The sequence below is a fragment of the Bradyrhizobium sp. 45 genome, from assembly GCF_023073155.1.
In the GTDB taxonomy this organism is placed as follows: Bacteria; Pseudomonadota; Alphaproteobacteria; order Rhizobiales; family Xanthobacteraceae; genus Bradyrhizobium; species Bradyrhizobium canariense_D.
Map to the genome: position 1 here is coordinate 57,501 of NZ_JADPIX010000055.1, position 12,099 is coordinate 69,599.

Annotated in this window: 13 protein-coding genes; 11 read left to right on the forward strand and 2 right to left on the reverse strand. The window is 65.5% G+C overall.

All coding sequences use genetic code 11. The features are described 5' to 3' along the window. The first annotated feature begins 16 nt into the window (after positions 1 to 16). From IVB42_RS09600 to IVB42_RS09640, 9 genes are all read left to right on the forward strand, one after another. A complete protein-coding gene (locus IVB42_RS09600) occupies positions 17 to 2,680 on the forward strand; it encodes an EAL domain-containing protein (RefSeq protein WP_247396970.1) in 2,664 nt (887 codons plus the stop codon). 212 nt (positions 2,681 to 2,892) lie between these two features. After that, the gene (locus IVB42_RS09605) at positions 2,893 to 3,852 is read left to right on the forward strand and encodes an AraC family transcriptional regulator (RefSeq protein WP_162496292.1); all 960 of its coding nucleotides are present in this window, start codon (positions 2,893 to 2,895) and stop codon (positions 3,850 to 3,852) included. A gap of 98 nt (positions 3,853 to 3,950) precedes the next feature. Continuing rightward, positions 3,951 to 4,238, forward strand: coding sequence for a hypothetical protein (locus tag IVB42_RS09610; RefSeq protein ID WP_018456605.1), 288 nt, complete (start codon positions 3,951 to 3,953; stop codon positions 4,236 to 4,238). Positions 4,239 to 4,341: 103 nt separating this feature from the next. After that, on the forward strand, positions 4,342 to 5,547 hold the full coding sequence (locus IVB42_RS09615; protein WP_018456606.1) for an NAD(P)/FAD-dependent oxidoreductase: 1,206 nt from the start codon (positions 4,342 to 4,344) through the stop codon (positions 5,545 to 5,547). A 77-nt stretch (positions 5,548 to 5,624) separates the two neighbouring features. Next, entirely contained in the window at positions 5,625 to 6,422 is a 798-nt protein-coding gene (locus IVB42_RS09620; protein ID WP_018456607.1) for an acetoacetate decarboxylase, read from the forward strand. Positions 6,423 to 6,454: 32 nt separating this feature from the next. Continuing rightward, a complete protein-coding gene (locus tag IVB42_RS09625; RefSeq protein WP_018456608.1) occupies positions 6,455 to 7,627 on the forward strand; it encodes a patatin-like phospholipase family protein in 1,173 nt (390 codons plus the stop codon). A 34-nt stretch (positions 7,628 to 7,661) separates the two neighbouring features. Then, entirely contained in the window at positions 7,662 to 8,444 is a 783-nt protein-coding gene (locus IVB42_RS09630) for a 3-hydroxybutyrate dehydrogenase (RefSeq protein ID WP_018456609.1), read from the forward strand. Between the two features lie 128 nt (positions 8,445 to 8,572). Beyond that, entirely contained in the window at positions 8,573 to 9,490 is a 918-nt protein-coding gene (locus IVB42_RS09635) for an MBL fold metallo-hydrolase (RefSeq protein ID WP_018456610.1), read from the forward strand. A gap of 202 nt (positions 9,491 to 9,692) precedes the next feature. Next, positions 9,693 to 10,052 carry a hypothetical protein gene (locus tag IVB42_RS09640; protein WP_018456611.1) on the forward strand — a complete coding sequence of 120 codons (360 nt, stop codon included), beginning with the start codon at positions 9,693 to 9,695 and terminating at the stop codon, positions 10,050 to 10,052. Positions 10,053 to 10,119: 67 nt separating this feature from the next. Here IVB42_RS09640 and IVB42_RS42015 read toward each other — a convergent pair whose 3' ends face one another. Both IVB42_RS42015 and IVB42_RS09645 read right to left on the reverse strand, forming a co-directional pair. Then, complete coding sequence (locus IVB42_RS42015) at positions 10,120 to 10,242, reverse strand: hypothetical protein (protein ID WP_018456612.1); 123 nt, start codon at positions 10,240 to 10,242, stop codon at positions 10,120 to 10,122. A 95-nt stretch (positions 10,243 to 10,337) separates the two neighbouring features. Then, the gene (locus IVB42_RS09645; protein WP_157642977.1) at positions 10,338 to 10,514 is read right to left on the reverse strand and encodes a hypothetical protein; all 177 of its coding nucleotides are present in this window, start codon (positions 10,512 to 10,514) and stop codon (positions 10,338 to 10,340) included. Between the two features lie 117 nt (positions 10,515 to 10,631). Here IVB42_RS09645 and IVB42_RS09650 point away from each other — a divergent pair, with 117 nt between their 5' ends. Together IVB42_RS09650 and IVB42_RS09655 are read left to right on the forward strand one after the other, a co-directional pair. Next, positions 10,632 to 10,784, forward strand: a complete 153-nt coding sequence (locus tag IVB42_RS09650) for a hypothetical protein (protein WP_018456614.1) — start codon at positions 10,632 to 10,634, stop codon at positions 10,782 to 10,784. A 120-nt stretch (positions 10,785 to 10,904) separates the two neighbouring features. After that, positions 10,905 to 12,029 (forward strand): beta-propeller fold lactonase family protein, encoded by a 1,125-nt coding sequence (locus IVB42_RS09655; RefSeq protein WP_026233209.1) that lies wholly within the window; start codon positions 10,905 to 10,907, stop codon positions 12,027 to 12,029. Positions 12,030 to 12,099 lie beyond the last annotated feature (70 nt).

The following is a 12,099-nucleotide window of genomic DNA, read 5'->3' on the forward strand; positions in this document are numbered from 1 at the left end:
CCCACGGGAGGGCTGCATGGGCACATCGATCCGATGGAGCGCGCGCATGCGCGCGTTGCTGCGCCGTTGGCGCGGCGCGCCGCTGACATGGCTGATCGCAGGGGGCTTCGTGCTGATGGCCGCAATGGCGATCGGCACCGCGCTCACCGTCGACCGCTTCCGGCAGAATGCGATCGAAAGCGGCCGCGACAGCGTGGAGAGCGCGGTCCGGTTGCTCGCGCGCCATTTCGACCGCGAGTTCGAGGACTTCGCGGTGCTGCAGAAGAGCATCATCGCCGAGCTCGAAAGCCATGGTATCGACTCCGCCGACGTCTTCCGCAGCGAGATGGGCACGCTCGCTGTGCACGAGGCGCTGCGCGCCAAAGCCAGCGGCTGGTCGGACGTCGCCGGCGCCAACGTGTTCGACGCCAAGGGCGTGCTGATCAACTCGTCGCGGCGCTGGCCGGTCGCCGATGTTTCAGTTGCCGACCGCGGCTATTTCAATCGCCTCAAGAACGATCCGGCGTCGCAGGAAGAGATCGAGGTCGTGCCGGGACGGTTGGGCAGCGGACCGGCGATCGTGTTCGCGCGCCGCGTCTCCGGTCCCCACGGCGAATTCCTTGGGCTGGTCTCGCGCGCGATCACGCCCGACCAGCTCGAATCCTTCTTCGCCTCGAGCGGGCTCGGCGAGGATTCCTCGATCGCGATGCACCACCAGAACGGCCAGCTGCTGGCGCGCATTCCGCATGTGGAGGCGATGATCGGGCAGAATTTCCGCAACGGCACGCGCGAGCAGATGGCGGTGTTCGAGCGCACCTTCGTCACGACCCAGCTCGCAAGCCCGATCGACGGCAAGGATCGCATCGTCGCCGCACGCCTCCTGACCGGCGAGCCGCTGGTGGTGGTTGCGACCAAGTCGCTGGATGCGACGCTGGCAACATGGCACACGCAGACCAAATTCTTCGTGACCGTCGCCGTGCTGTCGATCGGCCTGCTCGTGCTGACGCTTTATTCCATCTTCCGCCAGATGACGCGCCGGCTCGCCGTGGAGAAGCAGCAGCTCGACACCGCGATGAACACGATGACGCAGGGCTTGCTGATGTTCGACCAGGACCAGCGGCTGATCGTCTGCAACCGCCGCTACATCGAGATGTACGGGCTGTCGGCCGAATTGGTGAAGCCCGGCGCGTATTTCCGCGACGTGATTCAGCATCGCCATGACACCGGCTCGTTCGACGGCGACGTCGATTCCTATTGCGACGGCATTCTGGGCAGCGTCGGCCAGACCCACAGCGCGATAGTCGAGACCTCCGATGGCCGCCTGATCGAGATCAAGAACCAGCCCGGCGCCGGCGGCGGCTGGCTCGCGACCCATGACGACGTCACCGAGCGCATCCGCGCCGACGAGCGCATCGCGCATATGGCGCATTACGACGCCCTCACCGACCTGCCCAACCGCGTGCTGATGCGCGGCCATCTGGAGCGGCGCGTCGCCGAGCTTGCCCAGGGCAAGCCGTTCGCGATCCTCTATATCGACGTCGACGAGTTCAAGGGCGTCAACGATTCGCTGGGCCACGAGGTCGGCGACGAGCTGCTGCGCCAGGTCGCGAACCGCCTGCGCGCCTGCGTCAGCGGCAGCGACATGGTCGCACGGCTGGGCGGCGACGAATTCGCCATCGTCAAGGCCGGCAGCCGCGACGAGGCCGAACTGACCGCCCTCGCCGAGCAGATCCTGAAGGCGCTGCGCGCCCCCGTGGACTGCAACGGCCAGGAAATCCCGACCGATGCCAGCATCGGCATCGCGATCGCCCCCAACCACGGCGACAATCTCGACGATCTGCTCAAGCGCGCCGATCTCGCGATGTATGCGGCGAAATCCGAGGGCCGCCGCACGTTCCGTATCTTCGCGCCCGAACACGACGCCAAGGCGCGGCTGCGCCGCCAGCTCGAGTTCGATCTGCGGCAGGCGCTGGCCCGCGGCGAGTTCGAGGTGCACTACCAGCCGCTGGTCGATCTCGCGGCCAATGTCGTCACCGGCTGCGAAGCGCTGCTGCGCTGGCACCATCCGGAACGCGGCATGGTCTCGCCCGCCGACTTCATCCCGGTTGCGGAAGAGACCGGATTGATCGGCGAGATCGGCGAATGGGTGCTGAGGCAGGCCTGCCTCGAGGCGGCCTCCTGGCCCGGCGACATCCACATCGCGGTCAACGTCTCACCGGTGCAGTTCCGCTCGCGGACGCTGGCGCTGAAGGTCGCAGCCGCACTCGCCGAGTCGGGTCTCGCGCCCGGACGGCTCGAGCTCGAGATCACCGAGACGGTCCTGATCCGCGACGACCAGGAGGCGCTGACGATCCTGCAGCAGCTGCGCGAGCTCGGCGTGCGCATCGCGCTCGACGATTTCGGCACTGGTTATTCGTCGCTGAGCTATTTGCATCGTTTCCCGTTCGACAAGATCAAGATCGACCGCAGCTTCATCAGCGACATCGGTCAGTCGGAAGATTCCTCGCCGATCGTGCAGGCGGTGGTGCACATGGCCGCCGCCCGTCACATGGCGACGACCGCGGAAGGCGTCGAGACCGAAGCGCAGCGCGCGGTGCTGCTCCAGCTCGGATGCAGCCAGATGCAGGGCTGGCTGTTCAGCCCGGCCGTGCCGGCCGCGAAACTGAAGCAGCTGTTGTCGGCGCAGGCGGCCGCGGCCTAGCGGCGCACTGCCGCACGCTTTGTCATCAACATCTCTGTCCACTCCCGCCCGCCGTGCGTTCGCGAAAGCGCCGGCCGGCTTGGAGCAGGATCGGACAAAACATGGCGGGTTCAGGAAATACGCCCGGCAGCCACGGCGCCTAGAACACGCGCCGTTCCGTACAAATACGGACGACTGATCGAAAGCCCGAGCTGATCAGCAGGAGCCACATCATGACCGGGAACACTGCACTCATGCGCAATCCCTCGCACAAGGGCTTGCCGCCCGCACCCGACGTACAGCCTGACGATCGCTCGACGTCCGAGCGGCGCGCCGCCGACGCGGAGATGGCGCGCGTGCTCAGAACCGAGCCGTTTCGCATGGCCTTGGACTCCTCCGGCGCGGGGATCGCGCATTGGAAACATGATGCGCTGCACGACGTCGTCGAGCCCATGCGCCACCACGTGATCATGGCGCATAAAGGCGTGATGCAGCGCATGGAGCGGCGCTCGGGAAAATCGATCGCGATCGGCACGTTTCGTCCGGGGGTCGTGAACATCGTTCCGGAAGGGTCGAGCTCCCGATGGGACATTCCGAAGCCCGTCGACGTCGTGCAGCTTTACCTTCCCGACGCAACGCTGCAGCGCGTCGCTGGCGAGGCCGGGACCGCCGGGACCGCCGAATTGATTGAGCGAACGGCGCATCCCGACACCATCACGTCCCGACTGCTCCTGAGCGCCGCGGATTCGCTGGGGGGCCATGGCGTCCTTGATGCGCTGTTCCGGCATCAGCTCACGGATCTTCTGGCCACGCGCCTTTTGGCTGCGCATGCAGGCTCGCCAACCACGTTCCAGCCGACCATGGGCGGGCTGGCGCCGAAGGTCCTGCTCCGTGCGATCGAACGATTGCGCTGCGATAGCGAAGCGGATGTCTCGCTCGATGCGCTGGCGTCCGATGCCGGACTGTCGCGCTTCCATTTCTGCCGGTCCTTCAAGGAGAGCACCGGGCTATCGCCGCATGCCTGGCTGCGTCAGCACCGGCTCGAGCAGGCCATGAACATCTTGCGGGAGAGCGACGAATCGATCGTCTCGGTCGCCGCGGCGCTTGGTTACTCCTCGCAAACGGCCTTCGCCGCAGCATTCAAGAAGCTGACGGGCGAGACGCCGAGCGATTGGCGCAGGCGTATGCGTTAGCAGCAATCTCTCGACAGCGACGGCAATCGCGCTGGGGCAACGGCAAATCGGGTCAGCTACATCATCTCCATGTCCAGACCAATCGAGGGAGACCAAAGATGACCTGGAAAAACTTCGTCAGCCGACGGCTGATTGCCTCACGCCGCCGAAGCCTCGCGACCGCAACCCTGTACGGACTCTCGCTGGCCGTTCGCTTCACGTCGGCGACGGGCGAGGAAGTGGAAATTCCGGCTTACACCATGCACCCGGCACAACCGCCCGTTTCCATCATGATCCGAAATGGCGCCGGCCTTCCCTATCAGGACTGGAGTCGAAGTGAGCTTCAGCCCGTCGTCTTAGGTTACGGCCGGCCGCCGAATCTGCAGGCACGCTGCATCGCGCCCTGAGGCCAGCGATCCAACCCACCCCACGCGCCGACGCCGGACGCTGTTCTCAACGCAGCAGCGCGGTCGCGCGCGGTCTTTCGAACAGCAACCAAGGAGAAAACCCATGCGACTCGTCATCATCGGGGCCGGCTTCGCCGGCATGTACGCCGCGCTTTCCGCAGCCCGGCTGCGCGACATCCGGGGCGCCTCGCCGCAAGATCTGCAGATCGCGCTCGTTTCACCGGAGCCGACGCTGGTGGTCCGTCCGCGGCTCTACGAGTCGAAGCCGGAAACCGTGACGGCCCCGCTGGTCGACGTCCTCGAGGCGATCGACGTCGACTACATCCAGGGCAGCGCCGAGACGATCAACACCGAGGCCAGAACGGTGCAGATCACGCCCGCGAAGGGCCCGCGAAAGACGCTGTCCTACGACCGCCTCGTCGTGACCACCGGCAGCCGGCTATTCCGTCCGAACATTCCGGGCCTCGCCGAGCACGGCTTCAGCGTCGATTCGCTCGACGATGCCGTAGCGCTCGACAAGCATCTGCATGGCCTCGCGGAGCGGCCCGCCGCGAACGGACGCGACACGGTCGTCGTCGCTGGCGGCGGCTTCACCGGGATCGAGGCGGCCACCGAAATGCCGACGCGGCTGCGCGAAATCCTGGGCCCCGATGCCAAGACTCGCGTCGTCATCGTCGATCGCAACACTGCGATCGCACCCGACATGGGTGCAGGCGCCCGCCCCGTCATCGAGGAAGCCTTGCGCAAGGTTGGCGTAGAGACACGGCTCGGCGCCGGCGTCGCCGCGCTTGACGACACCGGCGTCACCTTGTCCAGCGGTGAGCACATTGAAACCGAGACGGTGATTTGGGCGGCGGGCATTCGTGCAGCGCCGCTGACCGCGCAGATTCCCGCCGAGCGCGACAATTTCGGACGGTTGCTGGTCGATCGCTGCTTGCAGGTGCCAAGCGTGCAGGGTGTCTTCGCGGCCGGCGACGCGGCACGCGCCGCCTGCGACGACGAGGGCAATTACGCACTGATGTCGTGCCAGCACGCCACGCGGATGGGCGCCTTTGCCGGCAACAATGCCGCGGCCGAATTGCTCGGCGTTCCGACCAGGCCCTACCACCAGAAGGCCTACGTCACCTGCCTCGACCTCGGCGAAGCCGGCGCGCTGTTCACACGCGGCTGGGAGCGCAAGGTCGAGCTGGTCGGCGATGTCGCCAAGAAGACCAAGCGTGAGATCAACACCGTCTGGATCTATCCGCCGAAGGCGGAGCGCGCCCTGGCGCTCGCGTCGGCCGATCCGGAACGCGTGACCGAAGTCTAGACGCCTCACGTGATGATGGCCGCGCTCCCGCGGGGCGCGCGGCCCGCCACAGCACCGACCATTCAGGAACCCACAGCATGAACCAGCAGATCCGCAACGTCGCCTTCGCGATGCCGCTGACGAATCCGGCTTTCCCGCCCGGCCCGTATCGCTTCATCAACCGCGAATATTTCATCATCCAGTACCGGACCGACCCGGAGGCGTTGCGCCGGATCGTGCCGGAGCCGCTGGAGCTGACCGAGCCTGTGGTGAATTACGAATTCATTCGCATGCCTGATTCCACCGGCTTCGGAGACTACACGGAAAGCGGCCAGATCATCCCGGTGTCGTTCCGCGGCCAGACCGGCAGCTTCGTCCACCAGATGTTCCTCAACGATCATCCGCCGATCGCCGGCGGCCGCGAGCTGTGGGGCTTTCCCAAGAAGCTGGCCCAGCCGAAGCTGGCCGTCGAGACCGATACCCTGGTCGGCACGCTCGACTACGGCTCGGTGCGCATCGCCACCGGCACCATGGGCTACAAGCATCGCGCCCTCGATCTTTCCACCGAAGCACGAAAGCTCATCGCTCCCAATTTTCTGTTGAAGATCATTCCGCATGTCGACGGCACCGCGCGCATTTGCGAACTGGTGCGCTTCCATCTCGAGGACGTGACGGTGAAGGGCGCATGGACGGGGCCCGCCGCGCTCGATCTCTTCTCCCACGCGCTCGCACCGGTCGCCGAGCTGCCGGTTCTTCAGGTGCTCTCGGCCAAGCATATCGTTGCCGATCTGACGCTCGGATTAGGCACCGTGGTGCACGACTATCTGGAGCGGTCCGCGGCGGCGCGATCGCGTGGAGCCGGATCTGAAATCCTGACCGAAACACACGCGGGCTGACCGAACAGGTCGCATTGCAAGGAGTAGTCACCATGTTCAACGTGACACGCGAACAAATCGATTCCGCACGACCGATCAATCCGCTGCCCTACGATGTCGTTGCGCTGGTGCTGCAGGGCGGCGGCGCGCTCGGGGCCTACCAGGCCGGCGTCTACGAAGGCTTGCACGAGGCCGGGATCCGGCCGAACTGGCTGGCCGGCATCTCGATCGGCGCGCTCAACGCCGCGATCATCGCGGGCTCCCCGGAAGACGAGCGCGTGGCACGGCTGCGCGAGTTCTGGGAGACGATCTGCGCAACCCCGGTGGAATGGCCTGCCGGCGAGGGACTGGCCGGTGCGCTACCGTTCGCGTTCGACTTCAACTCCCTGCACAACACGCTTGCCGCAATGCGCGCGCTGTTCCAAGGCCAGCCCGGCTTCTTCAGGCCGCGCTTCCCCTCGCCCCTGTGGTCGCCCTTCTCGGGCGACGCGTCGACCAGCTTCTATGACACGGCGCCGTTGCAACGGACGCTGGAACAGCTCGTCGATTTCGACCGGCTGAACTCGGGCGAAGTGCGTGTCAGCGTCGGCGCGGTCAACGTCCGCACCGGCAATCTCACCTATTTCGACACAGCCGAGCGGCGGCTCGGTCCGAAACACTTCATGGCTTCGGGCGCGCTGCCGCCCGGATTTCCCGCCGTCGAAATCGACTCCGAGCACTACTGGGATGGTGGCGTGGTCTCCAACACGCCTCTCTCTCGCGTCCTGTCGGGCGATGCGAAAGACACGCTGACGTTCCAGATCGATCTCTGGTCGGCGCGGGGCCGCGTGCCGCACGACATGATGGAGGTGTCGAGCCGGCAGAAGGACATTCAGTATTCCAGTCGTACCCGCGCCGTCACCGACCAGGCGCTACGGATGCAGGAGATGCGGCAGGCGCTGCAGCGGACGATCGACAGATTGCCGGACGCCGCAAGAAACGATCCCGAAATGCGCGCCATCGCCGAGCTCGCCCGTCACCGCTCCCACAACATCATCCACCTGATCTACCAGTCCAAGCTCCACGAAGGTCACTCCAAGGATTACGAGTTCGGACCGAAAGCGATGCGCGCGCACTGGCAAAGTGGACGGGACGACATCCGCCGCACGTTGGCCGACGGACGGCGCCTCGAGCCGCCGCCTTCCGAACTCGGCATCGTCACCTACGACATTCACCGCCGCGATTGACCTCGCCGGCAACCATCATCGAAAGGAGTTTTTCATGTTGAAAGGCAAAGTAGCGATCGTCACCGGATCGACCAGCGGCATTGGCCTCGGGATCGCAAGAGAGCTGACCAGGCTCGGCGCCGATATCGTCCTGAACGGTTTTGGAGATCCGGGAGAGATCGAGAAGATCCGCAGCGGCATCGAACACGAGGACGGCGTCCGCGTCGCGTATGACGGCGCCGACATGTCGGATGGCAATGCCGTGCGCGGAATGATCGCGGCAGCCATCGAGAACTTCGGACGGCTCGACATCCTCGTCAACAATGCCGGCATCCAGTTCACCGCACCGGTCGAGGAGTTTCCGCCCGCCAAGTGGAAGGCCATTCTCGACATCAACCTGTCGGCCGCATTTCACGGCATCGCTTCGGCCGTGCCCCAGATGAAAAAGCAGCGATGGGGTCGCATCGTCAACATCGCTTCCACGCATGGTCTCGTCGCATCCACCCACAAGGCAGCCTATGTCGCGGCCAAGCATGGCCTCGTCGGCCTCACCAAGGTGGTAGGCCTCGAAACCGCCGGCAGCGGCGTCACTTGCAACGCGGTCTGTCCCGGCTGGGTGCGCACGCCGCTCGTGGAGAAACAGATTAGCGACATCGCGGCGGAGAAAGGCATCAGCCAGAAGCAAGCGGCCGAAGAGCTTCTCTCCGAAAAACAGCCATCGCTGGACTTCGCCTCCCCTAAGCAGATCGGTGGCACCGTCGCCTTCTTGTGCTCGGCCGCGGCCGACCAGATCACGGGGACGACGATCTCCGTCGATGGCGGCTGGACCGCGCAATGAGCGCGTGACGAGCCTCTAACTCACCAAGCGATGACGGCCGCGCTCTCGCTGGCGGCGCGGCCTGCTCAACCAGGACCGGCCAGAGTCAACACCAACCAAGTGCCTCAACCTTGAAACAGGAGACCAACATGAATCTGCACAACACCTCATATCCCGTGTCATCGGGACCTGAAGAGCTCGTTCCGTCGCGCTACGCACTGAAGATCGGCGAGATCGACGTGCTGGTGGTCAGCGACGGCGTGCTGCCGCTGCCGACCAAGATGCTCGCGCACAACGCCGACCCGGCGGTGCGGGCGACCTGGCTGCACGACATGTTCCTGCCGCAGGACGCTTTCGACTGGGCGCTGAACGCCGTCATGGTTCGCAGCGGCGGCAAGACCATCCTCATCGACGCCGGACTGGGTTCGGATCCGAACCTGAACTTGCCGCGCGCCGGGCAGTTGATCAGGCGACTGGCGGCCGCCGGCATCGATCTTTCGGCGGTGACCGATCTGGTGCTGACTCATCTGCACATGGACCACATTGGCGGCCTGCTGGTCGAGGGGGTGAAGCAGCAGCTGCGCAAGGACCTGCGGATCCACGTCGCGGCCGCCGAGGTCAAGTTCTGGGAAAAGCCGGATTTCTCCCGCACTGCCATGCCGGAAGGCTTTCCGGACGCGCTTCGATCGACCGCCAAGCATTTCCTGAAGGAGTACGGCAGTCAGCTGAGGCTGTTCGATGACGAGCACGAGATTGCACCTGGCGTCATCGCCCGTCGCACCGGCGGTCACACCCCCGGACATAGCGTGGTTCGCATGGCGTCCGGCGATGATGCGCTGACATTCGCCGGCGACGCCGTGTTTGCCGTCGGGTTCGAGCAACCCGACTGGTTTAACGGGTTCGAACACGACCCCGAGGAGGCCGCGCGCGTTCGCATCCGTCTGTTGCGACAGCTTGCCGAGACCGGGGAAATGCTGGTGGCCACGCACCTGCCGTTCCCGTCCGTGGGCCGGGTGGCAGCCGACGGCGACGCCTTCCGTTGGGTGCCGGTGTTCTGGGACTACTGACCGCTTGCCGGGTTGGAGCTGAAGCAGGGCGCGGACTCGACAAGTCCGCGCCCTTGAAAATAGGATCAAACATCGACCCTCGCGGTTATCGCCCCGCTGAGACGGCTGGAACCGGTCGGCGGCGCCAGCCAGCATTGCGTCGCGTGCAGCGCAGGCGGCTCCTCGTCTGCGTTCGTGCGCGCGCGAGATCGAGCGAGGCGACATGGCGATCGCGGCATTCAGGATGATCACTCTCGTGGCGGTTGCCGCCATGATCGGCCCATCCGTGCAGGCCCGCGACGACGGTCGCTACGCGAACTCGCCCCTCAAGGGCTGGTTCGAGAGCCTGCGCAGCAAGGGCGGCGGTCCCTGCTGTGCCGATGCCGATGGCACGGCGCTGGACGATGTCGACTGGGACACCAGCAACGGACATTATCGCGTGAGACTCCTGGGCGACTGGATCGAGGTGCCCGACGACGCCGTGATCACCGAGCCAAACCGCGTCGGCCGCACCATGGTCTGGCCGTATTACGTCAACGGCCGCGCCATGATCCGCTGCTTCATGCCCGGCAGCATGATTTGAGGTCTCAACCTTCGTCCCGTCTCGGCGCAGCATGCGATGATGCGCCGTCAAACCGGCCGGCGCGGGCTCACTTGACCTGCTTGGCCGCGTGGATCTCGACGAACTCGGAGTCGGGATGGGCGACGATGGTGGCGAACATGATGCCGCTGATGATGAGCGACCAGGCGGTGTCCCAATAAATCCAAAACACGTGCCAGCCTCCGTTTCGATCTGCTCCGCCGCGGGATCAGGGTAACGGCAAGACGAGGCTGCCGTTCCCGGTGCGAGTGCAGCGCGGGCGAGATGCTATTTTGGTTTGGTCGGCGCGGAGTTGGGATCGGTTTGGCCGGTGTGGCGCTTTGCCACGACGTCCTCATCGCGCTCGCCCTGACGCGGGCGCGGCGGCGACTTGGGCTGGCCGGCCTGACCGCCATGCTTGCCGCCCATGTCGGGCTTACCTTCGAGATCGTTTTCACGGGGCATGCCGGTTCAATGCGCTCGCGCGGCATTGGTTCGGTTCGCCTGTGAACGAGTTCATAGGATCGCCGCGATTTGCAGTGCACGATCGCCAGGCCCGCTCCCCGGGAGCATTCTCTTCATATGACTGACGGATTCGGCCTGATGCGGAAACGACTCGTCGCCTGGACGATCCTGACCTGCGCGCTGCTCGCGGTCACCGTGTGGACCGTGCTCGGGCCGCCCCACACCCGGCCCGGGCTCCATCTGCCCTCGCGCACAGCGGCCATACGGTAGACCTCCACCGATACCATTTCGGCATCGATCGATCCCCATTGGAGTTTGGCGCGGCGGGGCGGCTGCCGCTATCCTCGCCGGCAAAACGACAAATGCCGCACCGGCATCCAGGAGGACCCCATGTTGAGATCGACCCGACGCATCAGATCCGGCGTACCCCGCGCCGCGATCGCCACCACGCTTGCTTTCCTCACTCTCATTTCTGGAGTCCGCGCCGGCATGGCCGAGACGTTCGCCTATGTCGGCAATGCCGACAGTAACGACATCAGCGTGTTCAAGATGGCCGAGAGCGGCGAGATGACGCCCGTGCAGACGGCCGGCTTCACCGGCGTCGAAAAGCCCGGCTCCTCGACGCCGCTCGCGATCACGCCCGACCATCGCGTGCTGATCGCCGGTGTCCGCTCGCAGCCGTTTCTCGCGGTGAGCTTTGCGATCGATCCGAAGACCGGCCAGCTCAGCCATATCGGCAACGGCCCGCTCGCCGACAGCATGGCCTACATCGCCATCGACCGCGGCGGCAAATTCCTGTTCAGCGCCTCCTATGGCGGCAACAAGGTCGCGCTGAATCCGCTGCTCGCCAACGGCGTCGCAGGCGAACCGAAGCAGGTGATCCCGACCGGGCTGAACGCGCACGCCTTCCTGCCCTCGCCCGACAACCGCTTCGCGTTCGCGACCAATCTCGGCTCCGACCAGATCCTGGCCTTCACGTTCGATGCCACGACCGGCACGCTCACGCCGAGCGATCCGCCGGCCCACAAGGTGCCGGAGAAATCGGGACCCCGGCATTTCGTGTTCCACCCCAACGGCAAGTTCGTCTATCTCCTGCACGAGCTAAACGGCGACGTCGCGGCGTTCGCCTATGAGGCCAAGGGCGGCGCATGGGACGAGATCCAGCGCACCAGCGCGCTGCCCGAAGGATTTACCGGAAAGCCCTGGGCAGCCGACATCCAAATCACCCCCGACGGCCGTTTCCTCTACGCCTCCGAGCGCACCACCAGCACGCTCACCGCCTACAAGGTCGATGCAACCACCGGCAAGCTGACCACCATCGGCAGCGTGCCGACCGAGAAGCAGCCACGCGGCTTCCATATCGATCCCGGCGGGCGCTACCTTGCCGCCGTGGGCGAGCTCTCCGACAGCATGACGGTCTATGCCATCGACCAGAGCAGCGGGGTGCTGACCAAGCTGAAATCCTACGCCACCGGCAAGAAGCCGAACTGGGTGGAGTTTTTGAGCCTGCCGTGAGCGGGCGCTGGTACCTCCTCGTCGTCATGGCCGGGCTTGTCCCGGCCATCCACGCCTAGCTACGCGGCAC

What these genes read in the sequence shown, in the direction of transcription:
- IVB42_RS09600 (WP_247396970.1), top strand. Translation starts at nt 17, where the DNA reads ATGGGCACATCGATCCGATGGAGCGCGCGCATGCGCGCGTTGCTGCGC.
- IVB42_RS09605 (WP_162496292.1), top strand. Translation starts at nt 2,893, where the DNA reads ATGACCGGGAACACTGCACTCATGCGCAATCCCTCGCACAAGGGCTTG.
- IVB42_RS09610 (WP_018456605.1), top strand. Translation starts at nt 3,951, where the DNA reads ATGACCTGGAAAAACTTCGTCAGCCGACGGCTGATTGCCTCACGCCGC.
- IVB42_RS09615 (WP_018456606.1), top strand. Translation starts at nt 4,342, where the DNA reads ATGCGACTCGTCATCATCGGGGCCGGCTTCGCCGGCATGTACGCCGCG.
- IVB42_RS09620 (WP_018456607.1), top strand. Translation starts at nt 5,625, where the DNA reads ATGAACCAGCAGATCCGCAACGTCGCCTTCGCGATGCCGCTGACGAAT.
- IVB42_RS09625 (WP_018456608.1), top strand. Translation starts at nt 6,455, where the DNA reads ATGTTCAACGTGACACGCGAACAAATCGATTCCGCACGACCGATCAAT.
- IVB42_RS09630 (WP_018456609.1), top strand. Translation starts at nt 7,662, where the DNA reads ATGTTGAAAGGCAAAGTAGCGATCGTCACCGGATCGACCAGCGGCATT.
- IVB42_RS09635 (WP_018456610.1), top strand. Translation starts at nt 8,573, where the DNA reads ATGAATCTGCACAACACCTCATATCCCGTGTCATCGGGACCTGAAGAG.
- IVB42_RS09640 (WP_018456611.1), top strand. Translation starts at nt 9,693, where the DNA reads ATGGCGATCGCGGCATTCAGGATGATCACTCTCGTGGCGGTTGCCGCC.
- IVB42_RS09645 (WP_157642977.1), bottom strand. Translation starts at nt 10,514, where the DNA reads ATGCCCCGTGAAAACGATCTCGAAGGTAAGCCCGACATGGGCGGCAAG.
- IVB42_RS09650 (WP_018456614.1), top strand. Translation starts at nt 10,632, where the DNA reads ATGACTGACGGATTCGGCCTGATGCGGAAACGACTCGTCGCCTGGACG.
- IVB42_RS09655 (WP_026233209.1), top strand. Translation starts at nt 10,905, where the DNA reads ATGTTGAGATCGACCCGACGCATCAGATCCGGCGTACCCCGCGCCGCG.